General features: G+C 72.7%; 21 protein-coding genes, 2 tRNA genes and 1 pseudogene. 14 read left to right on the top strand and 10 right to left on the bottom strand.

The window, feature by feature from the left end:
- Positions 1–94: 94 nt before the first annotated feature.
- From QP939_RS36815 to QP939_RS36845, 7 genes are read left to right on the top strand one after another with little or no spacing between them, the layout of a single operon-like run.
- On the top strand, positions 95–1480 hold the full coding sequence (locus QP939_RS36815) for a serine hydrolase domain-containing protein (RefSeq protein WP_285451016.1): 1386 nt from the start codon (positions 95–97) through the stop codon (positions 1478–1480).
- Positions 1477–2367, top strand: a complete 891-nt coding sequence (locus QP939_RS36820) for a serine hydrolase (RefSeq protein ID WP_285451017.1) — start codon at positions 1477–1479, stop codon at positions 2365–2367. The genes QP939_RS36815 and QP939_RS36820 overlap by 4 nt, the downstream gene beginning before the upstream one ends.
- Entirely contained in the window at positions 2364–3956 is a 1593-nt protein-coding gene (locus QP939_RS36825) for an ABC transporter substrate-binding protein (protein ID WP_285451018.1), read from the top strand. The genes QP939_RS36820 and QP939_RS36825 overlap by 4 nt, the downstream gene beginning before the upstream one ends.
- Positions 3953–4930 (top strand): ABC transporter permease, encoded by a 978-nt coding sequence (locus QP939_RS36830; protein ID WP_285451019.1) that lies wholly within the window; start codon positions 3953–3955, stop codon positions 4928–4930. The genes QP939_RS36825 and QP939_RS36830 overlap by 4 nt, the downstream gene beginning before the upstream one ends.
- Positions 4930–6834: a dipeptide/oligopeptide/nickel ABC transporter permease/ATP-binding protein gene (locus QP939_RS36835; protein WP_285451020.1), complete on the top strand. Its 1905-nt coding sequence runs from the start codon at positions 4930–4932 to the stop codon at positions 6832–6834. The genes QP939_RS36830 and QP939_RS36835 overlap by 1 nt, the downstream gene beginning before the upstream one ends.
- The gene (locus tag QP939_RS36840) at positions 6831–7763 is read left to right on the top strand and encodes an ABC transporter ATP-binding protein (protein ID WP_285451021.1); all 933 of its coding nucleotides are present in this window, start codon (positions 6831–6833) and stop codon (positions 7761–7763) included. Before QP939_RS36835 ends, QP939_RS36840 begins: the two co-directional genes overlap by 4 nt.
- Positions 7764–7787: 24 nt before the next feature.
- Positions 7788–11129, top strand: a complete 3342-nt coding sequence (locus QP939_RS36845; protein WP_285451022.1) for a serine hydrolase — start codon at positions 7788–7790, stop codon at positions 11127–11129.
- Between the two features lie 223 nt (positions 11130–11352).
- On the opposite strand, the gene QP939_RS36850 is transcribed toward QP939_RS36845, so the two are convergent.
- Positions 11353–12807, bottom strand: a complete 1455-nt coding sequence (locus QP939_RS36850; RefSeq protein ID WP_285451023.1) for a DHA2 family efflux MFS transporter permease subunit — start codon at positions 12805–12807, stop codon at positions 11353–11355.
- 174 nt (positions 12808–12981) lie between these two features.
- Between QP939_RS36850 and QP939_RS36855 the strand changes: the two genes are divergently transcribed.
- Together QP939_RS36855 and QP939_RS36860 are read left to right on the top strand one after the other, a co-directional pair.
- Positions 12982–13056 (top strand) — tRNA-Val (locus QP939_RS36855).
- 37 nt (positions 13057–13093) lie between these two features.
- Positions 13094–13165: transfer RNA gene (locus QP939_RS36860), tRNA-Val, on the top strand.
- Between the two features lie 173 nt (positions 13166–13338).
- Here the strand turns inward: QP939_RS36860 and QP939_RS36865 are convergent.
- Positions 13339–13938 carry a TetR/AcrR family transcriptional regulator gene (locus tag QP939_RS36865; protein ID WP_285451024.1) on the bottom strand — a complete coding sequence of 200 codons (600 nt, stop codon included), beginning with the start codon at positions 13936–13938 and terminating at the stop codon, positions 13339–13341.
- Positions 13939–14051: 113 nt separating this feature from the next.
- Between QP939_RS36865 and QP939_RS36870 the strand changes: the two genes are divergently transcribed.
- Positions 14052–14804 (top strand): class I SAM-dependent methyltransferase, encoded by a 753-nt coding sequence (locus tag QP939_RS36870; protein ID WP_285459930.1) that lies wholly within the window; start codon positions 14052–14054, stop codon positions 14802–14804.
- 59 nt (positions 14805–14863) lie between these two features.
- Positions 14864–15115, top strand: a complete 252-nt coding sequence (locus tag QP939_RS36875) for a DUF4287 domain-containing protein (protein ID WP_285451025.1) — start codon at positions 14864–14866, stop codon at positions 15113–15115.
- A gap of 146 nt (positions 15116–15261) precedes the next feature.
- Here the strand turns inward: QP939_RS36875 and QP939_RS36880 are convergent, their stop codons facing one another.
- Complete coding sequence (locus tag QP939_RS36880) at positions 15262–16713, bottom strand: MFS transporter (RefSeq protein WP_285451026.1); 1452 nt, start codon at positions 16711–16713, stop codon at positions 15262–15264.
- Positions 16714–16853: 140 nt separating this feature from the next.
- Between QP939_RS36880 and QP939_RS36885 the strand changes: the two genes are divergently transcribed.
- Positions 16854–18059 (top strand): cytochrome P450, encoded by a 1206-nt coding sequence (locus QP939_RS36885; protein WP_285451027.1) that lies wholly within the window; start codon positions 16854–16856, stop codon positions 18057–18059.
- Between the two features lie 6 nt (positions 18060–18065).
- Here QP939_RS36885 and lexA read toward each other — a convergent pair whose 3' ends face one another.
- Complete coding sequence (gene lexA, locus QP939_RS36890) at positions 18066–18719, bottom strand: transcriptional repressor LexA (RefSeq protein WP_285451028.1); 654 nt, start codon at positions 18717–18719, stop codon at positions 18066–18068.
- 274 nt (positions 18720–18993) lie between these two features.
- Between lexA and QP939_RS36895 the strand changes: the two are divergent.
- Positions 18994–19434 (top strand): annotated as a pseudogene (locus tag QP939_RS36895) (lytic polysaccharide monooxygenase auxiliary activity family 9 protein); the annotation flags it as partial.
- A 126-nt stretch (positions 19435–19560) separates the two neighbouring features.
- On the opposite strand, the gene QP939_RS36900 reads toward QP939_RS36895, so the two are convergent.
- From QP939_RS36900 to QP939_RS36920, 5 genes are all read right to left on the bottom strand, one after another.
- A complete protein-coding gene (locus tag QP939_RS36900; protein ID WP_285451029.1) occupies positions 19561–20586 on the bottom strand; it encodes a phenylacetaldoxime dehydratase family protein in 1026 nt (341 codons plus the stop codon).
- The gene (locus QP939_RS36905; RefSeq protein ID WP_285451030.1) at positions 20583–21590 is read right to left on the bottom strand and encodes a carbon-nitrogen hydrolase family protein; all 1008 of its coding nucleotides are present in this window, start codon (positions 21588–21590) and stop codon (positions 20583–20585) included. Before QP939_RS36905 ends, QP939_RS36900 begins: the two co-directional genes overlap by 4 nt.
- Positions 21591–21675: 85 nt before the next feature.
- Entirely contained in the window at positions 21676–22635 is a 960-nt protein-coding gene (locus tag QP939_RS36910; protein WP_285451031.1) for an AraC-like ligand-binding domain-containing protein, read from the bottom strand.
- Positions 22636–22694: 59 nt separating this feature from the next.
- Entirely contained in the window at positions 22695–23702 is a 1008-nt protein-coding gene (locus QP939_RS36915; protein ID WP_285451032.1) for an outer membrane protein assembly factor BamB family protein, read from the bottom strand.
- A gap of 68 nt (positions 23703–23770) precedes the next feature.
- Entirely contained in the window at positions 23771–24058 is a 288-nt protein-coding gene (locus QP939_RS36920) for a hypothetical protein (RefSeq protein ID WP_285451033.1), read from the bottom strand.
- Positions 24059–24249: 191 nt separating this feature from the next.
- Here QP939_RS36920 and QP939_RS36925 point away from each other — a divergent pair, with 191 nt between their 5' ends.
- Positions 24250–24753, top strand: coding sequence for a YkgB family protein (locus tag QP939_RS36925; RefSeq protein ID WP_285451034.1), 504 nt, complete (start codon positions 24250–24252; stop codon positions 24751–24753).
- Here QP939_RS36925 and QP939_RS36930 read toward each other — a convergent pair.
- On the bottom strand, positions 24738–25304 hold the full coding sequence (locus QP939_RS36930) for a flavoprotein (RefSeq protein ID WP_285451035.1): 567 nt from the start codon (positions 25302–25304) through the stop codon (positions 24738–24740). The two genes, QP939_RS36925 and QP939_RS36930, sit on opposite strands and share 16 nt — an antisense overlap.
- Between the last annotated feature and the right edge of the window lie 6 nt (positions 25305–25310).

Genomic DNA, 25310 nt, shown 5'->3' on the forward strand with positions numbered 1-25310 from the left:
CCGGGGCTCGTCGGATTCGACGAACCGTGCGCCCCGGCCGCCGTCCTAGCATCCCGGCATCGCCGGTTCCCCCATCGTCGGACGAGAGGCAACCATGTCGAAACTCACCGAACTCGATGCCTGGCTCGCGAGCCGGCTCCCGGCCCTGCTCGCCGAACACCGGGTCCCCGGCGCGTCCGTCGCCGTGTACGCCGGTGGCGAGGTCGTCGACCGCGCGGCCGGGGTGCTCAACAAGGGCACCGGCGTCGACGCGGACGTGAACTCGCTCTTCCAGATCGGCTCCATCACGAAGGTCTGGACGACGACACTGGCGATGCAGCTGGTCGACGAAGGCGTGCTGCACCTCGACGACCCGGTCCGCAAGCACCTGCCGGAGTTCAAGCTCGCCGACGAGGACGCGGCCGCGCGGATCACCGTGCGGCAGCTGATGTGCCACACCTCCGGCTTCGAGGGCGACATCTTCACCGACACCGGCCGCGGCGACGACTGCGTCGAGAAGCTCGTCGCCACCCTCGGCGACGTTCCGCAGCTGTTCGCGCCCGGCGAGATGTTCTCCTACAACAACGCCGCCTTCTGCGTGCTCGGCCGGGTGATCGAGGTGCTGCGGGGCAAGAGCTTCGGCGACTGCCTGAACGACCACCTGTTCACCCCGCTCGGCCTGACGCACGCCGCGGCGAGCCCGTACGAGGCGATCCGGTTCCGCGCCGCGATCGGGCACCTCTCGCCGAAGCCCGACGCCGACCCCGAACCCGCGGGCATCTGGGCGCTGACGCCGTCGAACGCCCCGGCGGGCTCGATGCTCGCGATGCGCCCGCGTGACCTGGTGGCGTTCGCCGCGATGCACCTCAAGGACGGCGAAGGCCCCGACGGCACCCGCGTGCTGAGCGCGGAAAGCGCCCGCGCGATGCGGGAGCGCGTGGTGGAGCTGCCCGACCTCGGGCTGATGGGCGACGCGTGGGGGCTCGGCTGGTCGCTGTTCGACTGGCCCGGCGGGGCGGTCGTCGGGCACGACGGCGGCACGATCGGCCAGTCGGCGTTCCTGCGGGTCGCGCCGGAGCACGACGTCGCGGTGGCGCTGCTGACCAACGGCGGCAACCCGATCCCGCTCTACACCGAGGTCGTCGGGCACCTGCTCGAGGAGCTCGCCGGGATCGAGCTCGCCCAGCCGCCGGTGCCCGACCCGGCCCCGCCGCGGATCGACGCGAGCCGGTACGTCGGCGACTACGCGTCGTCGGTCGCGGACATCAAGGTCAGCCAGGACGCCGACGGCCGGATCTGGGTCGAGCGCGTCCCGAAGGGGATCTTCGCCGAGCTGTCCGGTCCGGAGAAGACCGAGCTGGTCGCGCTGAATGGCGACACGCTGATCCTCGCCGAGCCGATGCAGGGCATGTACCTGCCGCACGCCTTCGTCGGCGACGACGGCACCGGGCGGGCGCTCTACCTGCACACCGGCCGCGCCGATCGAAGGGTCAGCGCGTGAGCGGCGTCGCCACCGAAATCGAAGACGTCTTCGCGAGCGCGGGCGCCCGGGGTTTCCTGCACGCGCGGGAGATCGGCGGGCGGGCCGAGGTCGCCGTCGGCGCGGACGACCCGGTCGTGCTCGCGTCGGTGTTCAAGATCCCGGTCGCCGTCGCCTACGCACGGGAAGTCGTCGCGGGACGGCTCGACGAAACCGAGCGGACCCGCGTCGGGAAGCGCTACCGCATCGGCGGGATCGGCACCGCGGGGTGCGCCGACGACGTCGAGATGAGCTGGCGGGACCTCGCGCTGTTCATGCTGACCATGAGCGACAACGCCGCGACCGACGTCATCTACCACCGGGTCGGGCAGGACGCCGTCGACCGCGTCCTCGCCGACCTGGACCTGCGCCGCACCCGGCTGATCGGCTGCTGCGAAGACCTCTTCGCCTCGGTGCTGGCCGACCTCGGCGCCGCCGAAGACGACGACCTCGACGCCGTTTTCGCCGGAGCCACGCCGGAACGGACGTGGAAACTCGCGGTGCTCGACCCGGAGCGCACGACGTCGTCCACGCCCCGCGAGATCACCACCCTGCTGGAAGCCGTGTGGACCGACCGCGCGGCCGAGCCCGCCGCCTGCGAGCGGGTGCGCCGGATCATGGCGCGGCAGATCTGGCCGCACCGGATCTCCTCCGGGTTCGGCTCGGACGTCGCGATCGCGGCCAAGACCGGCACGCTGCCCGCGGTCCGCAACGAAGCCGGGGTCGTGACGTACCCCGACGGCCGCCGGTTCGCCGTCGCCGTCTTCACCCGCGCGGACTCGCTCGCCGAGCGGCAGCCCGCCGTCGACGCCGCCATCGGCGAGGCCGCCCGCCTCGCCGTGGACCACCTGCGGAAGGAAACGCCATGACCAGGACACGGACGGCGGGAGTCGTGCTCGGCGTGCTCGCCCTCACCGCGACCGCCTGCGGGGGATCGGGCGGCACCGCCGCGGGGGACGGGACGCCGGTGGACGGCAAGACCTTCACCCTCGGCATCGGCTCCGACCCCGGCACCATCGACCCGCACATGACGGTGTTCTCGGTGGCGATCCAGCTCGACCTGTTCCTCTACGATTCGCTGCTCGGCCAGTCCGCCGACGGCAAGCCGGTCGCGGGGCTGGCGGCGAAGTGGGACGCGCCCACGACGACGAGCGCGACCTTCACCCTGCGCCAGGGCATCACGTGCTCGGACGGCGCCCCGCTGACCGCCGCCGACGTCGCGGCGAACGTCAACTTCGTCGGCGACCCGGCCAACAAGTCGCCGATCGCCGGGCTGACGATCGCGCCCGGCACCAAGGCGGCCGCCGACGAGGCGACCCGCACGATCACCGTCACCAGCGGCAAGCCGGACGCGTTCCTGCTCCGCAACGTCGGTTCGCTGCCGATCGTCTGCGCCAAGGGCCTGAGCGACCGGAAGCTGCCCGCCAAGGGCGAAAGCGGCACGGGCATGTTCGCGATCTCCGAGGTCGTGCCCAACGACCACTACACGCTCACCCGGCGCAAGGACTACGCGTGGGGCCCCGGCGACTGGAAGGCCGAGCCGGGCCTGCCGGACAAGGTCGTCGTCCGGGTCGTCCCGAACACGACGACGGCCGCGAACCTGCTGCTGTCCGGGGAGTTGAACGCGGCCGCCATCAACGGGCCCGACCGGCAGCGCCTGGAAGCGCGGAAGCTGTTCCACGCGGACTACCTCGCCCCGCTGGGCGAGATCTTCTACAACCAGGCCGCCGGACGGCCGGGCCAGGACGAGTCCGTCCGCCGCGCGCTCACCCAGGCCCTCGACCTGCCGCAGCTGGGCAAGGTGCTGACCAACGGCGCCGGCAAGCCGTCGCAGGGCATGATCACCGCCGAGCCGAAGGTCTGCTCGGGCGACACCGTCACCGGCAACCTGCCCGCCCACGACCCGGCCGCGGCGGCGTCCGCGCTGGACGCGGCGGGCTGGACGAAGGGCGCCGACGGCGTGCGCGCCAAGAACGGCAAGCGCCTGACGCTGACCGTCCTCTACGGCACGCAGCTCGGCCCGACGATGGCCCCGACCGCCGAACTGCTGCAGCAGACCTGGAAGTCGCTCGGCGCCGACGTCACGCTCAAGGGCGTCGACAGCCCGGGCCTCAACCAGGCGCTCTTCGGCACCGGCGAGTGGGAGGTCTCGCTCGGCCCGGTCGGCTTCGCGCTGCCGAGCCAGCTGGTGCCGTTCGTGTCCGGCCCGGCCGCCCCGGACGGGACGAACTTCGCCCACGTCGCCAACCCCGCCTACGACGCGGCGGTGCAGCGGGCCGGGTCGTTGCCCGGCGAGGCCAGCTGCCCGGCCTGGAACGAGGCGGAGACCGCGCTCGTCAAGCGGGTCGACGCGGTGCCGTACTTCGACTCCGTCGTCCCGACCTACGGCAGCGGCGCGAAGTTCACCTTCAGCCAGGGCAGCCTGATGCCGTCCTCGATCCGGATGCTCGCGAAGTGACCACCGCGGCGGCACCCCGCGTCCGCGGCGGCCCGTGGCCGTCGTTCGCCGCGCGGCGGCTGGTCCGGTTCGCCGTCTCGCTGTGGGCGCTGCTCACCGCGGCGTTCCTGATGATCCACCTGGTGCCCGGCGACCCGGTGCGGGCCGCGCTCGGCATGACCGCGCCCGCCGACCTGGTCGCGGCGAAGCGGGCCGCGCTCGGCCTCGACGACCCGCTGTGGGTGCAGTACGGGCACTACCTGCGCGGACTGGTGACCGGGGACCTCGGGACGTCGATGGTCAGCGGGCAGGCGGTCACGCAGGTGATCGGCGACCGGCTGCCGTCGACGTTGCAGCTGGCGGTGCTGGCCTTCGCGGTCGTGGTGGCCGTCGCGGTCCCGGTCGGCGTCTGCTTCGCGGTGCTGACCCGCGGCGGCCGCCGCCGGGGCGGGGAGCTGGCGTTCACGTCGGTGAGCGTGCTCCTCGCCGCCGTCCCCGAGTTCCTGGTGGGCGTCGGCCTGGTCGCGCTGCTCGCCGTCGGCTTCGGCTGGTTCCCGGTGGCGGGCGCGGACGACGCGAGCTCGTACGTGCTGCCGGTGGCGGCACTGGCGCTCGGACCGGCGGCCGTGCTGGCCCGGATCATCCGGGTCGAGCTGCTCGCCGTGCTGGGCGCCGACTTCGTCCGCACCGCGCGGGCGAAGCGGCTCCCCGCCCGGCTGGTCTACGTCCGGCACGCGCTGCCGAACGCGCTGACCGCGACCCTCACCCTCGGCGGGCTGATGCTGACCTCGATGGTCGCGGGCACGGTGCTGGTGGAGAACGTCTTCGCCTGGCCCGGCCTCGGCTCGACCATCGTGCAGTCGATCGTGACCAAGGACTACCCGCTGGTGCAGGGGATCGTGCTGGTCTACGGCGTCGGCGTGCTGCTGGTGAACCTGCTGGTCGACGTCGTGCTCGGCCTGCTGGACCCCCGTTCGACGATCCGGGAGAGCTGATGGCGCGACGACGCGGTTCGGTTTGGGTGGCGGCGGTGCGCACGCCGGTGGGCGCGTGCTCGGCGGTGTTGCTGGGCTTGGTCGTCGCGCTGGCGGTGCTCGCGCCCCTGCTGTGGGGTGACGTCGCTGCCGCGATCGACACCGACGCGATCGGCCAGGCCCCGTCGGGGGCGCATCCGTTCGGCACCGACTCCCTCGGCCGCGACATCCTGCTCCGAACGCTGGTGGCGACCCGGTTTTCGATCGGGCTCGCAGTGCTCGCCACCGCGATCGGCGTCGGCGCCGGGGTCGTGCTCGGCGCACTGCCGTCGGTGCTGCCGCGGTGGGCGGGGCGGCTGCTGACCGCGGTGGTCAACATCGCGGTCGCGTTCCCCGGCCTGTTGCTGGCCCTGTTCTTCGCGGTGATCTTCGGCGTGGGCACGCACGGCGCGGTGCTGGCGATCGCGTTCGCGATGGCGCCGGCGTTCGCGCGGCTCGTCCAGACGCTGTCCGCGTCGGTGGCCGGCCGCGACTTCGTCGACGCCGCCCGGATTTCCGGCGTCGGCCGGACCCGGCTGCTCGTCCGGCACGTGCTGCCCAACATCGGCGAGCCGCTGCTGGTGAACGCGACGATCCAGGCCGGGGCGGCGTTGCTCGCCTTCGCCGGGCTGTCGTTCCTCGGCATCGGCGTACAGGCACCGGACTACGACTGGGGACGACTGCTGCGCGAAGGCCTCGACGGCATCTACGTCAACCCGGCCGCCGCGCTCGCGCCGGGCGCCGCCGTGGTCCTGGCCGGACTGGCGTTCAACCTCGTCGGCGAGACAGTCGCGGCGGTGGTCGGCGTCCGGACCCGGCCGGGCAAGCGCGCGGCGGGCCCGCTCCCGGCCCCGCGACCGGCGGCCGCCGAGCCGCCCGCGGACGACGCGGTACTCGTCGTGGAGAACCTGCAGGTGGCGTTCCCGGGCCCGCACGGGTGGACCGTGCCCGTGCGCGGGGTCAGCTTCAGCGTCCGCGCGGGCGAGGCCGTCGGCGTCGTCGGCGAGTCCGGGTCGGGCAAGAGCCTGACCGCGCTGGCGGTGTCCCGCCTGATCGAACGCCCCGGCGTCGTGACCGCCGACCGCCTGGAGTTCGCCGGGAAACCCTTGGCGGACGCGAGCGACCGCGAGCTGGGGACGTCGCTGGCGATGGTGTTCCAGGACCCGATGACGTCGTTCAACCCCGCCCGGCGCGTCGGCAGGCAGCTGGCCGAGGTGTCCGAACGGCACCACGGCCTGTCCCGGCGCGCGGCGTTCGCGCGGGCGATCGACCGGCTGGCCGCGGTGCGCGTCCCGGCCGCCGCGCGCCGCGCCCGCCAGTACCCGCACGAGTTCTCCGGCGGCATGCGGCAGCGGGCGATGATCGGCATGGGCCTGATGGGCGAGCCGAAGCTCGTCATCGCGGACGAGCCGACGACCGCGCTCGACGTCACCGTGCAGCGGCAGGTGCTGCGCCTGCTGGCCCGCACCCGCGAAGCCGAGGGCGCGGCGATCCTGCTCATCAGCCACGACATCGCCGTCGTTTCCCAGACGTGCGAACGGATGCTGGTGATGTACGCCGGGCGCGTCGTCGAGGACCTGCCGACCGCGGGCCTGCCCGGCGCGGCCCGGCACCCGTACACGCGGGCGCTGCTGGCCACGACCGTCGACCTGGAAACCGACCGCGACGAGCCGCTGGCCGTCATCCCCGGCCGCCCGCCGGAGCCGGACCGGGTGCCGGCCGGGTGCGCGTTCGCCGCCCGCTGCCCGCTGGCCACCGACCGCTGCCGGGAAGAGGACCCGCAGCTCGAGCCGACACCCGACGGCCACCGGGTCGCCTGCTGGCACCCGCACGAGCCCGCCGTGGGTGTCCTTTCCGGACAGTCCCGTGAGGAAGGTGCCGCATGAGTGTGCTCGAGTTCGACCGCGTCAGCGTCCGCTACGGCGGGCTGACCGCGGTCGACGGGGTCAGCCTGACCGTCCCGTCCGGACAGGTCGTCGGCCTGGTCGGCGAGTCCGGCTCGGGCAAGTCGACCCTGGCCAGGGCCGCGGTCGGGCTCGCGCCGGTGAGCGCGGGCCGGGTCCTGCTCGGCGGCACCGACGTGCGGCGGCTGCCCCGGCGGCGCCCGCTGCAGATGGTCTTCCAGGACCCCTACTCCTCGCTCGACCCGCGGATGGCCGTCGGCGAGTCGATCACCGAGGCGATGCCGAAGGGCACGTCCCGCCGCGCCCGGCGCGAGGAGGTCGCGCGGCTGCTCGACCTGGTCAACCTCGACCCGGAACGCGCCGCGATGCTGCCCGGGCAGCTCTCGGGCGGGCAACGCCAGCGCGTCGCCCTCGCCCGTGCGCTCGCCGGGCAGCCGGAGGTGCTCATCGCCGACGAGATCACCTCGGCGCTCGACGTCTCGGTGCAGGGCGCCGTGCTGAACCTGGTCCGCGAGGTCCAGCGGCGGCTTTCCCTGTCGATGCTGTTCATCTCGCACAACCTGGCCGTGGTGCGGTACGTCAGCGACGTCGTCGCCGTCATGTACCTCGGCCGGATCGTCGAAGCCGGGCCCGCCGAGCAGGTGCTGACCGACCCGCGGCACCCGTACACGCGGGACCTGCTGGCCGCCGCGCCGTCCGCGCACCGCGGCCTGCTCGACACGACCGGCGACGACGCGCTCGCCGACACCGAACCCGCCGACCCGCACCACCCGCCGGCCGGCTGCCGCTACCACCCGCGGTGCCCGATCGGCCCGCTCGTGCACGCCGACCGTTCCGTCTGCGTCACCGCCGACCCGGCCGCCGACGCCGCACCCCGGCCGCACCGCGCGGCCTGCCACTTCGCCGCCTGAGCCACTTCCCACAAGGAGATCCGCATGACCCGACGTCCCGGCCTCGACGACCTGTACGCCCTCGAGTTCCCCGAGCAGCCCGCGATTTCGCCCGACGGCACCACGGTCGTGTACGTCGTGCGCACGGCCGACCGCGACAAGGACGAGGACACCCGGTCGCTCTGGCAGGTCGCCACCGGCGGCGGCGAGGCGCGCCGGCTCACCCGCGGCACCGCCGACGTGGCCCCCGTGTTTTCGCCGGACGGCACGCGGATCGCGTTCCTGCGCGCCCAGGACGGCCCGGCGCAGCTGTGGCTGCTGCCCGCCGACGGCGGCGAGCCCGAGCAGGTCACGACGTTGCCCCTGGGCGCCGGAACCCCGGTGTGGCGCCCGGACGGCGCCGAGATCGCCTTCAGCGCCCCGATCGACCTCGCCGCCGACGAAGGCGAAGACTCCGGCGCTCAGGGCCGTCGCGCGCACGCCCCGGTGGTCGCCGACCGGCTCGACTTCAAGGCCGACGGCGCCGGACTGCTGAGCACGCTGCGCAAGCACGTCCACGTCCTCGACCTCGCCACCGGCGAGGTCCGCCGGGTGACGTCCGGCAACTGGCACGCGGGCGACCCCGCGTGGTCGCCGGACGGCGAGCGGCTCGCGTTCCCGGCCGCCCGCGACGCCGACGCCGACCTGACTTTCCGTTCGGGCGTCTACGTTCTCGACCCCGGCGACCGCACCACCGAGCCGCGGCTGACCGGGTCCGGCGAAGGCATGAGCGGCACGGTCACGTGGACCGCCGACGGCGCCGCGCTGCTCGTCGTCGGCCGCCGCGACACCGCGTCCGGGCACCTCGGGCTGCTGCGGGTTCCGCTCGACGGCGGTGAGACCACCGACCTCGCGGCGTCGCTCGACCGCAACGTGATGCCGGGCGGCCCCGGCTACCCCGGTGCCCTCCCGCAGCTCGCCGGGGACGGCTCGACCGTGGTCTTCTGCGTCCGCGACCGCGGCTACACGCACCTGTACGCCGTCGGCGCCGACGGCGGCGAGCCGCGGCTGGTCCTCGGCGGCACCGGGAACGCCGTGTCCGGCCTGAGCATTGCCGGGGACAAAGCGGCGGTGGTGCTGGGCACGCCGACGTCGTACGGCGAGATCGCGACCGTCGACGTCGGCGGGGGAGCGGCGCACGTCCTCACCGCGCACGGCGACGACGACCTCGAGCCCTTCACCCACGAAGAGCGGGAGTTCACCGTCTCCGACGGCACGGTCGTGCACGGCTGGCTGCTGCGCGACCCCGCCCGCACCGGCCCGCGGCCGCTGCTGCTCGACATCCACGGCGGCCCGCACAACGCGTGGAACGGCACCGCCGATGCCGTGCACCTCTACCACCAGCAGCTCGCCGCCCGCGGCTGGGTGGTGCTGCTGCTCAACCCGCGCGGCAGCGACGGCTACGGCGAAGCGTTCTTCACCGGCGCCATCGGATCCTGGGGCCTGGCCGACGCCAAGGACTTCCTCGAGCCGCTGGACGACCTGGTCGCCGAAGGTGTGGCCGACCCGCGGCGGCTCGCCGTGTCCGGCTACAGCTACGGCGGCTACATGACGTGCTACCTCACCAGCCGCGACGACCGGTTCGCCGCGGCCGTCGCGGGCGGCGTCGTCAGCGACGTCGTGAGCATGGCCGGGACGTCCGACAGCGGGCACTACCTCGGCGTCGCCGAACTCGGGGCCGTCCCGGCGGAGAACCGCGCGCACTACACCGCGGTTTCCCCGCTGGCGCAGGTGGAAAAGGTGCGCACGCCGACGCTGGTGGTGCACGGCGCCGAAGACGAGCGGTGCCCGGTGGGGCAGGCCGAGCAGTGGTTCACCGCGCTGCGCGAACAGGGCGTGCCCACCCGGATGGTGCTCTACCCGGGCGCGTCGCACCTGTTCATCCTCGACGGGCGGCCGTCGCACCGGCTGGACTTCAACCGCCGCGTCGTCGACTGGGTCGAGCAGCACGCGGGTGAGCCGGGCAAGCCGGTGCGCGTGCCGCTGGACACCGCGCACTGGCGGCGGCGACTGGCCGAGCTCGCGCGCAAGCACCGCGTGCCCGGGGCGACGCTGGGCATCCTGCGCGGGGACGACGAGGTCGTCGCGAGCTTCGGGGTGCTCAACAAGGCCACCGGCGTCGAGGTCACCGACGACTCGGTGTTCCAGATCGGCTCGATCAGCAAGGTGTGGACGGCCACCGTGGCCATGCAGCTGGTCGACGAGGGCCTGCTGAGCCTCGACGCCCCGATCGCCGACGTGCTGCCCGAGCTGCGGTTGGCCGACCCCGACGTCACGAAGAAGGTGACGCTGCGGCACCTGCTGACGCACACGAGTGGCATCGACGGCGACGTCTTCACCGACACCGGCCGCGGTGACGACTGCGTCGAGAAGTACGTCGCGGTGCTCGACCAGGCCGCGCAGACCCACCCGCTGGGCGCGACCCTGTCGTACTGCAACTCCGGATTCATCCTCATCGGCCGCGTGATCGAGAAGCTCACCGGCAAGACGTGGGACGCGGCCCTGCGCGAGCGGCTGTTCACGCCGCTGGGGCTGACCCGCACGGGCACGTTGCCGGAGGAGGCGCTGCTGTTCCGCGCGGCGATGGGCCACGTGGCCACCGGCGACGAGGACCCGGAGCCGGCCCCGGTGTGGGGCTTGCCGCGCTCGGCGGGCCCGGCCGGGCTGATCACGGCGTCGGCGTCGGACGTGCTGGCGTTCGCCCGGCTGCACCTGACCGGCGGCCTCGGCCCGGACGGCACGCGGCTGCTGTCGGCGGAGTCGGCCGCGGCGATGACCGAGGAGCAGGTCGAGATGCCGGACAAGCACACGCTCGGCGACTCGTGGGGCCTCGGCTGGATCCGCTTCGGCTGGGACGGCCACCGCCTGATCGGCCACGACGGCAACACGATCGGCCAGTCGGCGTTCCTGCGAGTGCTGCCGGAGCAGGGAATGGCGGTCACGCTCCTCACCAACGGCGGCAGCGCGCACGACCTCTACGAAGAGCTGTACGCGGAAATCTTCGCCGAGCTGGCCGGGGTCGCGATGCCGCGGCCGCTGGAACCGGCCGCGGCGCCGCCCGCGGTGGACTTCGAGGAGTTCCTCGGGGTGTACGAACGGGAGTCGATGCGCATCGAGATCCTCACCCGGGAGGACAAGCTCCGGATCCGCCAGACGGTGACGGGTTCGCTGGCGTCCCTGGTGCCGGACCCGACGACCGAGGACGACCTGGTGGCCATCGGACCGGCGCACTTCGCGCACAGCCCGGCGGGCATGCGGGGCTGGGTGTCGGTGACGTTCTACACGCTGCCGACGGGGGAGAAGTACCTCCACACCGGCGTCCGCGCGACCCCGAAGGTGAAGGAATGAGCCGGATCACGTCGGGGAACACCCGAGCGCGCGGAGCGTTGTAACGGGTGTCGGTACGGAGGAGTCCCCGGGCCTCACCCCTCGCCTTCACGGAATACCAGTCAGGCTGGAGCCGCGTTGAGCCACTCGCCGCGAGGCGACCCCCGTACCGGCCCCGAACTCCCGCTTCCGCTCGCAGGTCTCCCCCCAGCCTTCGCTGAGCGGAAGCGGGACTTTCTTGTCCTCAGTGGACGGACGGCCCCGGCTTGGCGGCCGCGGTGGAGCGGCGGATCAGCCAGGTGCCCGCGAAGGCGACCAGCCCGACGACCCCGGCGACCACGAACGCCGCGCGCAACCCGGAAGCGTCCGGGCTGCCCGCCGCCGCGTCGGCACTGCCGAGCGTCGCCACGCTGACGAACACGGCCGTGCCGAGCGCGCCGGCCACCTGCTGCAGCGTCGAGAGGATCGCGCTACCGTGCGAGTACAGGTGGTCGGGCAGCACGCCGAGCGACTCGGTGAACAGCGGCGTCATCATCAGCCCGAGGCCGGCCATCAGCAGCACGTGGATGCCGATCACCGCGATCAGCGGCGAGCCCGGCCCCAGCGTCGCGAACAGCCACAGCGCCACGGCCATGGCGGCCGCGCCGGGGATGACCAGCGGACGCGCGCCGACGCGGTCGAACAACGCCCCGACCGGGCGGCCCAGCAGGCCCAGCACCAGCCCGCCCGGCAGCACGGCCAGGCCACTGACGAACGTCGTCGTGTGCAGCACCGTCTGCAGGTAGAGCGGCAGGAGGATCGCCGCCGCGCCGATCAGGCAGACGAACAGCAGCGCCGTCAGCACCAAGGCGACGACGAAACTCCGGTGGGTGAACGGCCGCAGGTCGAGCAGCGCCCGGTCCCGCCGCTGCAGCCGCAGCTGGCGCCAGGTGAAGACGACGAGCGCGACGACGCCGACGACGATCGGCACCCACGCCGGCAGCAGCGGCTCCGCGCCGGCCTGCTCACCGGTCGCGGACAGGCCGTACAGCACCCCGCCGAACCCGATCGCGGACAGCAGCACCGACGGCACGTCCAGCGGCACCCGCCGCCGCTCGCTGTCCAGGCGCAGCCGCAGCGCGCCGGTCACCAGCGCGGCGATCGACAGCGGCAGCACGATCCAGAACATCCACCGCCAGCCCAGCGACGAGAGCACCGCGCCGCCGATCGTCGGCCCGATCGCGGGCGCGACCGCGATGACGATCGTGATCGTCCCCATCGTCGCGCCGCGCCGCTCGGGCGGCACCAGCCGCATCACGGTCGTCATCAGCAGCGGCAGCATCACGGCCGTGCCGCACGCCTGCACCACCCGGCCGGCCATCAGCATCCCGAAGCCGGGCGCGAGCGCGCACAGCAGCGTGCCGAGGCTGAACGCCGAGAGCGAGAAGAGGAAGACCTGCCGCGGCGAGAAGCGTTCGAGCAGGAACCCGGTCGTCGGGATGACCACGGCCATCGTCAGCAGGAACCCGCTGGTCAGCCACTGCACGGTGGTGGTGGGCACGCGCAGGTCGACGGTCAGGTCCCGCAGCGCGACGCTCAGGATCGTCTCGTTGAGGATCATCACGAAGGCGGACAGCACGAGGACCCCGATGAGGAGTCCCGACCGCGCCGGCGGGCGGTCCAGGTGGGGGTCGGGCGCGGTGGACACGGTGTCGGTCATCAGGGCTTCCTGCTCGGCCGCGACGGCGGCGAAGAACGTGCTGTCTCCTGCAGTCTGCCCGTTTCCGCACCCGCGTGTCACGGCGGTTTTCCACGTGCGGCCGGTCACACGGGACCCCCTGTGAACGCCCGGAAGCGGTCCGATATGCTTTCCGCCAGTACGAAGTTCCGCAGCGCGCGATTAGCTCAGCGGGAGAGCGCTTCCCTGACACGGAAGAGGTCACTGGTTCAATCCCAGTATCGCGCACCACGAGTCCACCCCCATGGATCTCGTGAAGTTCGTACGAGGGCGATTAGCTCAGGGGGAGAGCGCTTCGTTCACACCGAAGAGGTCACTGGTTCGATCCCAGTATCGCCCACTCGATCGAGGAGAGCCCTGTTCGCGGAATGCGCGAACAGGGCTCTCTCGTTCTGTGTCCTGTGGGGGCCGAGCCCCCACACCCCCGCCGGGGGCACGCCCCCGGACCCCCGCGTTTGGTTGCGTCGGGTGGTGAGGTGCGGTCGCTGGGTGTGGTCCGTCCACTGTGGATGGTCACAACAGGCGTCGCTGCACCACGTCCGCGATCGTCGTGTGCACCACCTTCGTCAGTTCGTCGTTGTCGGGCAGGGTGTCTTTGCGGCGGCCGGCGAACAGCAGGTGGCCCGCGCCGATGAGGGACAGCGACAGGGAATCGACGTCCGCGTCGGCCGCGATGCGGCCCTGGGCGCGCTCCGCCTTCAGGTAGCCCGCCAGCATCGCGCGGGCTTCGGCCAGCAGGGGCAGGCCGTCACCCGGACGACGTAACCGGCGGCGCAGTTCGTCGCGGAAGAACACGAGGCTGACCAGCGCGACCGAAACCGGGTCGAACACCTCCTCCAGCGCGGCGACGAGGTTGTCCGCGACCGTGCGCGTGCCCGCCGAAGCTTGCAGGAGCGCTGCTTGGTCGGCGAGCCGGGCGATGCGGTCGCGCACCAGTTCCGCCAGGAAGTCGTCGAAGTCGGTGAAGTGCCGGTGCAGCACGCCCTTCGCGACGTCGGCCTCGGCCGTGACCGCGCGGCTCGTCAGCGCGTTCGGGCCGTCGCGGAGCAGGACCCGCTCGGCCGCGTGGAACAGCTGCTGGCGCACGTCGCGCAGGTGGACCCCGGTCGGCATGCGGCCATTCTCCGGTACGCCGAGCGCGAACGCCCATGCGGTTGCCTGAGTGGGCAAGCGCCCATTAAAGTGGGCACATGCCCACTCAAGAACGTCCCCACCAGGCCCGCCAGATGGCCGAGTCCTTCGGAACCGACGTCGAACGCTACGACCGCGCCCGTCCGGCTTACCCGGCCGAGCTGGTGGCCCGGGTCGTCGCCGAAAGTCCCGGGCCCGATTTCCTCGACGTCGGCTGCGGTACCGGGATCGAAGCCCGGCAGTTCCGCGACGCCGGATGCCGGGTGCTCGGGGTCGATCCGGACGCGCGGATGGCCGAGTTCGCGCGGCGCGGCGGGATCGACGTCGAGGTCGCGACGTTCGAGGAGTGGGACCCGGCCGGGCGGGTGTTCGACGCGGTCGTCGCGGGGCAGGCGTGGCACTGGGTGGACCCGGTCGCGGGCCCGGCGAAGGCCGCGGCCGTGTTGCGGCCCGGTGGTTTGCTCGCGGTGTTCGCGCACGTGTTCCAGCCGCCGGCCGAGGTGGCGGACGCACTCGCGGCGGGCATCCGGGCTGTGTTGCCTGACTCGCCGTTCGCGGGGGAGTCGAGGAGTGCGGCGGAGATCTACGAGGTGATGTTCACGGGGTTCGCCGACGGGATCCGGGCGGCGGCCGGGCTGGGTGAGCCGGAGCGGTGGCGGTTCGAGTGGGAGCGCGCGTACACACGCGAGGAGTGGCTGGACTTCCTGCCCACGACGGGCGGCTTGACGAGGCTGCCACCGGACGCGCTGGCGGAGGTGCTCGCGGGTGTGGGGGCGGCCATCGACCGGCTCGGCGGCGGCTTCGTGCTGCCGTACGCGACGCTGGCGGTGGTCGCCCGGAGGTCTTGACAAAAAAAGTTGTCGGTGCGACGGTGGGCTCACCCAGTTGATCCCATTGGAGCGTGCAGATGTCTTTCCAGGCCTACCTCGACAACGCGGAGAAGCAGACGGGCATCACCCCGCGCGGATTTTTGGAGTTGGCCGCGGCGAAGAAGCTGACAAAGCACGGCGAGGTGGTGACGTGGCTGAAGACGGAGCACGGCTTGGGCCACGGCCACGCGACGGCGATTGCCCGGCTGGTGACGAAGGGGCCGGAGTTCGTCGCCGAGCACCACGGGGATGGGGTGCTCCACCTCGACGGCTTGGCAGCTCGGAGCTGATCGGGTTCGGTGGTGACGGGCGAACTCGGCGGGTGCGCAGTCGAGACCACGCGGCCGCCCGGACCTGAGTCGGGCGGCCGCGGGCCGAGGCGGCCGTGCGGATTCCGGGCGGGTCTGTGTCGCCGCCGAGCAGCGGTCGGCGCAGGTCAGCCGCGCAAGGCGCCAGCCGGTTCCAGCCCCGGCTCCGCCACCGCCCGCGCACGCCTCGGCAGAAACGCCGCGACCGCCAGTGCGATCAAAGCCGCCGCGGAACCCATGCCCAGTACCAGCCGGAAGCCGTTCTCCGACGGCAGCTCCGCCGGCCCGAACCGGATCGTCAGCCGGGCCAGCACCAGCCCCGCCGTCGCGCTCGACACCGACGTGCCGATCGACCTCATCAACGTGTTCAGGCTGTTCGCCGCCGCCGTCTCGGAGACCGGCACGGCCCCCATCACCAACGCGGGCATCGCGCCGTACGCCAGCCCGATGCCCGCGCCGATGATGCTCGACACCAGCACCAGATGCCACGTCGCGCTCATCAGCCCGATGCCGAGGCCGTACCCCGTCGCCACCACCACCGCGCCCAGCATCAACGTCGTCTTCGGCCCGCGCGTGCGGGAAATCCGGGCCGACACCGGGGCCAGCGCCATCATCACCAGCCCGGACGGCGCCATCACCAAGCCCACCGCCAGCATCGACTTGCCGAGGCCGTAACCGGTCGCCGCGGGCAGCTGCAGCAACTGCGGCAACACCAGCGACATCGCGAACATCGCGAAACCGAACACCGCCGACGCGATGTTGGTCAGCAGCACCTGCCGCCGCGCGGTCGTGCGCAGGTCGACCAGCGGCTGCCGGGTCCGCAACTCCCAGCGGCCCCACAACAGCAGGACGACCAGCGCCGCCGCGAACAAGCCGAGCGTCGCCGCGCTGCCCCAGCCCCAGTCCGCGCCCTTCGAGATCGCCAGCAGCAGGCACACCAAGGCGACCGAAAGCCCGGCCGCGCCGAGGACGTCGAACCGGCCGCCCGTGCGCACCGGTGACTCCGGGACCAGGGTGACGACCAGCGCCGTCGCGACCAGGCCGAGCCCGGCCGCTGTCCAGAACAGCACGTGCCAGTCGGCGTTTTCGGCCAGCAGCGCCGCCGCGGGCAGGCCCAGCGCACCACCCACGCCGAGCGACGCGCTCATCAACGCCGTCGCCGAACCGAGCCGCTCGACCGGCAGCTCGTCGCGCATGATGCTGATCCCGAGCGGGATGACGCCCGCGGCGAGACCCTGCAGCGTCCGGCCCGCGACCATCGGCACCAGGCTGTCCGAGAGCGCGCCGATCGCCGAACCCACGACCAGTGCGCCGAGGCTGATCAGCAGCATCCGCCGCTTGCCGTACATGTCGCCGAGTCGCCCCATCGTCGGCGTCGCCACCGCGCCGGCCAGGAGCGTGGCCGTGATGGCCCACGTGGCGTCAGCCGCGGACGCGTGCAGCAGCCCGGGCAGCGCCGGGATCAGCGGGATGACCAGGGTCTGCATCAGCGAGACCACGATGCCCGCGAAGGCCAGGATCCCGACGACGAGGTTCGCGCGCGGCGACGCCTCCCCGGCCGGGGTGGATGGGTGGGGCACGGCGGTCCTCCGTCGGGAAAGTCTGAATTAAATCAGTCGCTTGACTTAGCGTAGCAGTCTCGGTTGACTGATCACGAGATCCCGGCGCGTCCCGGCGAGAAGGCACGCGGCACCCCGATCCGTCCGTTGTGGAGGAACGCATGACGAGCACCGTCGAGACGCCCGAGTTCCCGATGCCCCGCGCCGCGGGCTGCCCGTTCGACCCGCCGCCCGCCGCCCGCGCGTTGCAGGAACAGGCGCCGCTGGCCCGCGTCCGGCTGTGGGACGGCAGCACGCCGTGGCTGGTCACCCGCTACGCCGAACAGCGGGCGCTGCTCGCCGATCCCCGGGTCAGCGCCGACATCACCCGGCCCGGCTACCCGAGCCCGGCGCCGCTGCCGAAGGGCGGCACCGGCATCAGCTTCATCCTGATGGACAACCCCGAGCACGCGCGGCTGCGCAAGATGGTCACCGCGCCGTTCACGATCCGCCGCGTCGCCGCGATGCGCCCGGCCGTGCAGGAGATCGTCGACGACCTGATCGACGAGCTCCTGGCCGGCCCGAAGCCGGTCGACCTCGTCGAGGCCTTCGCGCTGCCGGTGCCGTCACTGGTGATCTGCGAGCTGCTCGGCGTGCCCTACGCCGACCACGACTTCTTCCAGGAGAACAGCAAGGTCATCATCCGGCGCGACGCGAAGCCCGAGGAGCGGGCCGCCGGGCACCAGGCGCTCGTCGGCTACCTGGATCGGCTGATGGGGGAGAAGCTCGCCGCGCCCGCCGACGACCTGCTTTCCGGGCTGGCCGTCCGCGTGCACGCCGGCGAGCTGACCCGGACCGAAGCCGCGCAGATGGGCGTGCTGCTGCTGATCGCCGGGCACGAGACGACGGCGAACATGATCGCGCTCGGTACCCTGGCCCTGCTCGAGCACCCGGACCAGCTGGCGCGGCTGCGCGACACCGACGACCCGGCGCTGGTCGCGTCGGCGGTCGAGGAGCTGTTGCGGTACCTGAACATCACGCACAACGGCCGCCGCCGCGTCGCGATCGAGGACATCGAGATCGCCGGGCAGACCATCCGCGCCGGCGAAGGCCTGATCCTGGCCAACGACATCGCCAACCGCGACCCCGCGGTCTTCCCCGACGGCGACAGCCTCGACCTCGGCCGCGACGCGCACCGGCACGTCGCCTTCGGCTTCGGCGTGCACCAGTGCCTCGGCCAGCCGCTGGCCCGGCTCGAGCTCCAGGTCGTCTACCGCACGCTCTACCGGCGGATCCCGACGCTCGCGCTGGCCACCGACCTCGAGAAGGTGCCGTTCAAGCACGACGGGTCGGTCTACGGGGTGTACGAACTGCCCGTCACCTGGTGACGCGGGTCAGACGCTGCGCAGCACCGACACGACCGTGCCGAGGATCGTCGCGCGGTCGCCGTCGATGACGTCGTAGGCGGGGTTGCGCGGCTCCAGGTACACGTGGCCGTACCGGCGGCGGTACACCTTGACCGTCGCCTCCTCGTCGATCATCGCCGCGACGATCTGGCCCGAATGGGCCTCGGTCTGCTGCTTCACCACGACGATGTCGCCGTCGCAGATGGCGGCGTCGATCATCGAGTCCCCGCGCACGCGCAGCCCGAACACGTTCCCGCGGCCGGTGAGGTCGCGCGGCAGCTTGAGGACGTCGTCGACGTGCTCGACCGCGGAGATCGGCGAGCCGGCGGCGATGTCGCCGACCACGGGCACCGGGACCGAGTCGCCGTCTTCGGGCGCGGCGGTGCCGTGCAGGAACGCGCGCACGTCGATCGGCCGCGAGACGGTCGCGCCGCGGCGCAGGAAGCCCTTGTCCTCCAGGCTCGCCAGGTGCTTCGACACCGAAGACGTCGACTGCAGGCCGACGGCCTCGCCGAGTTCGCGGGTGCTGGGGGAGTAGCCGTGGCGGACCACCCAGTCCCGGATCGCCACGAGGATCTGCTGCTGCCGCGGCGGCAGGGCGGCGGCGTCCAGGTGCTCGAACGTGTCGTCGTAGGTGGTCACCGGCGGAATCCTAGAGGCAGGCGCGCACCGGCCGGCGACCGGTCCGGCCCAACCGGTCCCGCTGACCGGAACACCGGGTGACGGTTGGCGTCTTACCAACATCGACGAAGACTTTGCCATCTGTTGACCTGCGTAACGATCCGACGTATGGTCTAGACCACAATTTTCCTTCGCTCGAAACCCCTTCCCGACGCGGCGGGCCTCCACCGAGGCACGGGCCGCGGCTTCGCCGTGCCCGGCGGCGGGAAGCGAGCCTGTCCCCGAAGGAGCTGGAATGAACCGGAAACTGGTCGCCGCCGCGGCAGGCGCACTCCTGGCCCCGGTCCTGGTGGTGGTGAACCCCGCCGGCATCGCGAGCGCGCACGGCTACGTCAACTCCCCGGCCAGCCGCCAGGCGCAGTGCGCCCAGGGCACCGTGCCCTGCGGCAACATCAAGTACGAGCCCCAGAGCGTCGAAGGGCCGAAGGGCCTCAAGTCCTGCAACGCGGGGCTGTCCCAGTTCGCCGAGCTCAACGACGACAACAAGGGCTGGCACGCGACGCCGGTCGGCCGCACGGTGACCTTCACCTGGACGTTCACCGCCCGCCACCGCACGGCGAACTACGAGTACTACATCGGCAACGAGAAGGTCGCCGACATCAGCGGCAACAACCAGCAGCCGCCGGAAACCGTTTCGCACCAGGTGAACCTGGGCGGCCACACGGGACGCCAGAAGGTGCTGGCGGTGTGGAACATCGCCGACACGGCCAACGCGTTCTACTCCTGCATCGACCTGCAGGTGAGCTGCGCTGCCGTCCACAGTGGCCCCGTTCCCCGGCGCGGGGAACGGGGCCCGGCGCGGTCACGCCACCGCGCGCAGCAACCCGGTCCCGGGGTGGCAGCCCAGGTACTCGAAGCGCGTCTGACCCTGCTCGGCGACCGTCACCTCGTGGTAGAGCCGCAGCCGCGCGGCCGGGCCCATCGTCGACAGGTACTTCAGCGCGGCCCGGAAGATGGCGACGTGCGTCGGGTGCGACTCGGCCCAGGTTTCGAGGTCCTCGAGACTCCGCCACCAGCTCAGGCCGAACGTCTTGTCCGTCTCGCCGCCGTCCTCGGCCAGCACCCGCAGGTACCGGTTCGCGTAGCAGCCGACCGACCGGCCGTCGTCGCGGAGGAAGTCCATGCCCGCGCGCAGCACCGGCTCGACCTCCGCCAGGTACATCCGGCGTTCGTCGCCGTCGGTCTCCGTCCACTCCTGACCCGAGCGGATCAGGCACAGGTTGCCGTTCGGGACCACCGTCACCAGGTCGCCGGAGAAGCCCGCCGACACCGTCCCGGCCGCGTCCAGCGGGTCCGTCTGCGCCAGCGGCAGCCGGTCGCGCGCCCCGCCCCAGTACCCGTGTTCCCGGATCTCGCCGCTCAGTCCCTCGGCCGCGACGCCGATGCCTTCCCGCCGGTCGTTGGAGAACAGCGTCTCGAACCGCCGGACGGTCGGCTGGACGACCTCCAGGAAGAACCCGGCGTCCGGGCTCGCCGGGCCCGCGGTCCAGAAGTCGTGGTCGGCCAGCCACGCCGAGAACTCGGCGGGGTCCGTCCAGTACCGGATCTCCACAGTGGTGTGGTAGCCGGCTTCGTCGACGTATCGCGCGCGCTCGCGGTGCGCGGAACCCGCGGCCCCGGCCAGGCGCGCCAACGCCTTCTCGGCGACCGGGGGCGGCGTCTCCGAAGGGTGCTGCACCCCGAAGTACGCCATGACGACCTGCCGCACCGAAGGGGCGAACCGGGCCGAGAACGACGGGTACGGGGGCCGGAACGCGGCCGACTTGCGCGTCGGCCGGGTCCGGTCGGCCCTCAGGTGCGCCGGGATCGCGGACTCCACGCTTGTCACGCCCCGTCCGCCGCGACGAGCTCGACGTCCTCGAACTCCGGCTCCGGCTGCTCCGCTCCACTGTGGACGATCCGGGGGTTGGCGCCGAGGTTGACCCGCAGCCGGAACACGTCCGGGCGCGAGTAGTGGCCCACCGGGTCGGCGGCGGACTTGGCGATCGCGATCAGCGAGAAGTCCAGGTCCGCGAACAGCAGCCCTTCCTCGGTCTCGGCCAGCGGTGCCGCCAGCTCGCTGCCTTCGGGCCCGTAGATCCGTGCGAACCCGCCGCCCTTGAGCAGCAGCTGCTTCTTGACGTCGTCGTCGCAGAACGTCTCGATGGCCGCGTCGCCGACCACGCCGCACGGCGCGAGCACGAAAGTCTGGCCCTCCACGGCGTAGACGAGGCTCGCCGCGGTGTTGACCTCCGGGCCCAGTGCCTTGGCGCCGCCGCGGTACACCGAGAAGCTCGGCCACGAGCCGACGTGGATCTGCTCGCCCAGGCTGTACATCGTGTACTTGGTCAGCGGCTGGAAGTGCTCCCAGCAGTTCAGCCCGCCGAGGCGGCCCAGCTTCGTGTCGTGCACCTGCAGGTCGCTGCCGTCACCCTCACCGAACACGCTGCGCTCGACGTGCGTCGGCTTGAGCTTGCGGCGGACCGAAAGCACGTGCCCGGTGTCGTCGATGAACGCCTGCGCCATGTAGAGGCTGCCGCCGGCGTTCTCGCTGAAGCCGAGGACGACGTGCACGCCGTGCTCGGCCGCGGCGGCCGCGATCCGGGTCATCTCGGCGCCGTCGCGCGTCATCGAGTGCGCGCTGTAGCGGGGGACGAACTGCATGCCCCAGGCGGGTGAGCCGAGCCAGATCCACCACGGGTAGCCGGGGAGGAAAGTTTCGGGGAAGGCGATCAGCCGGGCACCGCCGGCGGCGGCGTCGGCGATGAGCTCGACGACCTGCTCGACCCCGGCGGCCAGGTCCAGCCACTGGGGTTCAACTTGGACGACGGCAACACGAACCTGCTCGGTCACGGCAAGCCTCCGAAGTGAGTCACGACTGGTACGGGCTCACTATCGGCCGCTCAGCCCCGTTCCCGGACCGACAGCGCGTGCCGCCTCACTGACCGGACGTGCCGCGGAACCGGCCCGGGGTCAGGCCGGTCTCGGCCCGGAACACCCGGTAGAACTGGCGCTCCCCGCCGAACCCGCACGCGCCCGCGATCGCCTCGAGCGGCCGCCCGGGATCGGCCAGCAGCAACGACTTCGCGTGGTCGACGCGGATCCGCCGCAGGACCGTGCCCACCCCGCCGGGGGTGCCGTCGAACAGCCGGTAGAGCGTCCGCCGCGAGATCAGGAACGCGCGGGCGACGTCGTCGACGGTGAGGTCGGGATCCGCGTGCCGCGCGCGCAGGAAGGCCTCGACGCGGTGGCGGGTCAGGACGTCACCGCGCGGCACCCGGCCGGCGGAGAGGGTCAGCGCGGACGCCATCAGCCCGCGCCCCTGCGCGGCGAGCGCGGACGCGGCGAGCGGGTCGGTCCGCTGGAGGCGGGCGAGGCCGTGGAAGAACTGGGCGACCACCCCGGCGGGACTGTCCGCGCCCAGCTGGACCGCGGTGACGCCCCGCGCGTCGCGCAGCCCGGCTTCGGCGAGCAGCCCGCGCAGCGGCACCTGCACGACGACCTGCTCGAAGGCGGCGTCGAAGTGCAGGGTGTAGGGCCGGGTGCTGTCGTAGAGCGCCATCGCGCCGGGCACCAGCTCGGCGACGCGCCCGTCCTGCTCGACGCGGCCGCGGCCGCGCGTCTGGATGCTGGCGAGCAGGTACTCCTCCCCGGCACGGGCGATCAGCCGCGGTGTCCGGCGGACCCGCTGCCCGCCGGCGGCCACCGTCGTCATCTCGAAGGACTCGAGGTCGGCGTGCACGAGGTGGCCGTCGAACGGGCCCGCCGCGGTGGGGGTGGCGGACAGCTGGACGAAGGTGTCGCAGATGAGGTCCCGCCAGTATTCGAACGCGCGCGCGGCGGTGACCGCCGACGTGGACCAGACGTCGGCGGGTCCGACGGGCCGCGGGCCGCTCATCGCGTCATGATGCGTCGGCGGCCCGGGCAGTGCAAGAGGCGCGGCCGTCCGGCCGGGTGTCAGCCGATCGTGGTCAGGAGCCCGTCGCGGCTGCCGATGACCAGCGCGCCGTCCGCCGTGAGAGCGGGATAGCTGTCGACCGGGCCGCCGAGGTCGACGTCGAACAGGCGGGTGCCGTCGGCCCCGAAGCCGTAGGCGTGGCCGTTCTGCCCGCCGAAGTAGAGGCGGTAGGCGCGGTCGACGACCGTCGAGCTCCAGATCTGGGCGCCGACCCGGCCGAAGGTCCCGGTTTCCCGGCCCGCGCCGACGTCGAAGACGTGGACGGTCCCGCTGTGGTCGGCGACGTAGGCCAGGCGGTAGGCACCTTCGTCGTGGCCGTTGGTCCCGAGCAGGGCGGTCCCGTCCGGCGCGAGGCCCGCGGAGACCTCGACCAGGTCGTCGTGCGGGTCGGCACGCCAGGCGATCGCGGACGAAGAGCCCTTGTCGTCGATGGCGACGAGTGCGTTGTCGGCGGTGGTGTAGAGGCGGCCCTTCGCGGTGACGGTGCCGGTCACGTCGCCGACGTACACGCGGTCGCCGGTGGCCGTCACGGGCGAGGTCGCCCGGCCCGGCAGCTTCGCCGTCCACAGCTTCCGGCCCGTCGGCGACAGCGCGACCAGCTGGGCACCCGCCGGGAACAGCACGGTGCCGCCGGGCAGGAGCAGCGGCGAGATCGAGAGGTCGCCACCGTCGGTGGTGCCGGAGTCGTAGGTCCAGCGGTCCCGGCCGTCGGCGGGGTCGAGCGCGTGCAGCACTCCGCCGTTCGACGCCGCGTAGATCGTGCCGTCCGCGCCCACGACCGGCCCGGGTGTCACGGCGCCTTCGAGCTTGCGGTGCCACCGAACCCGGCCCGTCGTCGGACCGTCCGAAGTGGACGCACCGGAATGCCGGGCGTCGTGCAGCGCCGACGGCCACGGCGCCCAGGCGGCGGTGCCCGGTGCCGCGCGCGGGGCGGGCGACGTCGTGCAGGCGGCGAGGAACACGGCGGAGAAGAGGACCGTCACGCCGGTCCGGAAGACGCTTGCCATGCTGCGAACGTAACGATTCCCGGCCCGCCGCAATGGTTTCCGCTCCTTACGGAATCCTGACCGCGGGTTCAGGCGAGCATCCGCATGCCGGTGAAGAAGCCGACGATCAGCACACCGGCACCGAACCCGACGAGCAGGGCGGCGCCGAGCCGCGGCCGCAGCCGGACGACCGCGTAGGCGAGGCCGACGGCGAAGATCAGCCACGACCCGACCAGCGCGACGCCGCTCATCATGGATTCGGCGAAGAAGGCCGCGACCCGGGCCCCGGCCGCGACGAGCAGGGCGAACCCGGCCGCGACGGCGGGGATCGTCCAGTTCGCCCACCTCGACACACGCGGATTTTCTGTCTTCTGCACGGTGACGCACCTCCGAGGGAGATCGACTGGTGGGTAGTCTGCGCCACAATCCGGCGGGAATCCCTTACCGTCGGCTGACGCCCGGTGAGTTCTTACCGAGTGGTGAACGAACCCGGGGAAATGATCTTCGCGCGAGGCCGCGGCGCTACGGTCAGCGGTGCCATCTCCGCGCACCGAAAGGATTCCGCCGCATGACGACCGGTGTCAGCACGACCACGTCGACCGGAACCGCGGCGGCGAGGTTCCTCGCCGCCGGCCGGATCCTGAGCAGATACGGACTGGTCGTCGTGCTGGCGTGGATCGGCGGCGGCAAGTACGTGAAGATGGACAGCCGGGTGCTGATCGAGCACAGCTTCCTCATGAGCTGGCTCTACGACTTCCTCAGCGTGCACGCGGTCGCGTACGCGCTGGGCACGACGGAGATCGCCGCGGCCGTGCTGATCGCGCTGCGGCCGGTGGCGCCGCGCTGGTCGGCCGTGGGCAGCGCGCTGGCCGTCGTGTTGTTCCTGGGCACGCTCAGCTTCCTGGTCACCACCCCCGGCGTGGTGGTGACGTTCGCCCACGGCTTCCCGGTGCTTTCGGCGCAGCCGGGCCAGTTCCTGCTCAAGGACATCGTGCTGATGGGCGTCGCGCTCGGGACGCTCGGCGAGTCCTTGCAGGCGGCCCGGAACCGCGGCGGTCACCGGGAGAGGTGATCCCGCACGACGTCCACGAACGCGGGCGGCGCGGGCGGGGCCGGGCTCTCGACGAAGCCGCCCGCGGCCACGTCGTAGCGGGGCGCCGTCGCGGGGTCGACGACGAGGTGGCCGTCCTCGCGCAGCTGGGCCACGTTGCGCCGCACCGCCCGGTTCGCCCACATTTCGGCGGACATGACCGGGAAGAACACCACGGGCCGGGTGGCGGCCAGGATCGCCGCGCCGAGGAGGTTGGGTGCCGCACCGCTCGCGGCGGCCGCCAGCAGGTTGGCCGTCGCCGGGAGGACGACGAGCAGGTCGTGCTCGGCCACCAGGCTCTGGTGGTTCGCGCGGGCCCACGTCGCCGGGTCGTCGCCGGTGACGACCCGGTCGGCGAACAACGCGACGGTCGAGGCGGGGACGAACCGCGTCGCGGTGCGGGTCATCAGCACCGAAACCGTGCCGGTGAAGGAGCCGCGGAGCGCGGAGACGAAGACGGGCAGCAGGGCGACGGCGGCCGAGCCGGCGGCACCGATCAGCAGGCGGCCGCCGAAAGCGGGGTGTTCGGACATGGTCGC

Origin of the sequence: Amycolatopsis nalaikhensis (assembly GCF_030264295.1) — a bacterium.
GTDB classification, from domain to species: domain Bacteria; phylum Actinomycetota; class Actinomycetes; order Mycobacteriales; family Pseudonocardiaceae; genus Amycolatopsis; species Amycolatopsis nalaikhensis.

What these genes read in the sequence shown, in the direction of transcription:
- QP939_RS36910 (WP_285451031.1), bottom strand. Translation starts at nt 22,635, where the DNA reads ATGAGCGGCCCGCGGCCCGTCGGACCCGCCGACGTCTGGTCCACGTCG.
- QP939_RS36885 (WP_285451027.1), top strand. Translation starts at nt 16,854, where the DNA reads ATGACGAGCACCGTCGAGACGCCCGAGTTCCCGATGCCCCGCGCCGCG.
- QP939_RS36815 (WP_285451016.1), top strand. Translation starts at nt 95, where the DNA reads ATGTCGAAACTCACCGAACTCGATGCCTGGCTCGCGAGCCGGCTCCCG.
- QP939_RS36825 (WP_285451018.1), top strand. Translation starts at nt 2,364, where the DNA reads ATGACCAGGACACGGACGGCGGGAGTCGTGCTCGGCGTGCTCGCCCTC.
- QP939_RS36925 (WP_285451034.1), top strand. Translation starts at nt 24,250, where the DNA reads ATGACGACCGGTGTCAGCACGACCACGTCGACCGGAACCGCGGCGGCG.
- QP939_RS36840 (WP_285451021.1), top strand. Translation starts at nt 6,831, where the DNA reads ATGAGTGTGCTCGAGTTCGACCGCGTCAGCGTCCGCTACGGCGGGCTG.
- QP939_RS36850 (WP_285451023.1), bottom strand. Translation starts at nt 12,807, where the DNA reads ATGACCGACACCGTGTCCACCGCGCCCGACCCCCACCTGGACCGCCCG.
- QP939_RS36865 (WP_285451024.1), bottom strand. Translation starts at nt 13,938, where the DNA reads ATGCCGACCGGGGTCCACCTGCGCGACGTGCGCCAGCAGCTGTTCCAC.
- QP939_RS36875 (WP_285451025.1), top strand. Translation starts at nt 14,864, where the DNA reads ATGTCTTTCCAGGCCTACCTCGACAACGCGGAGAAGCAGACGGGCATC.
- QP939_RS36835 (WP_285451020.1), top strand. Translation starts at nt 4,930, where the DNA reads ATGGCGCGACGACGCGGTTCGGTTTGGGTGGCGGCGGTGCGCACGCCG.
- QP939_RS36870 (WP_285459930.1), top strand. Translation starts at nt 14,052, where the DNA reads ATGGCCGAGTCCTTCGGAACCGACGTCGAACGCTACGACCGCGCCCGT.
- QP939_RS36845 (WP_285451022.1), top strand. Translation starts at nt 7,788, where the DNA reads ATGACCCGACGTCCCGGCCTCGACGACCTGTACGCCCTCGAGTTCCCC.
- QP939_RS36915 (WP_285451032.1), bottom strand. Translation starts at nt 23,702, where the DNA reads ATGGCAAGCGTCTTCCGGACCGGCGTGACGGTCCTCTTCTCCGCCGTG.
- QP939_RS36930 (WP_285451035.1), bottom strand. Translation starts at nt 25,304, where the DNA reads ATGTCCGAACACCCCGCTTTCGGCGGCCGCCTGCTGATCGGTGCCGCC.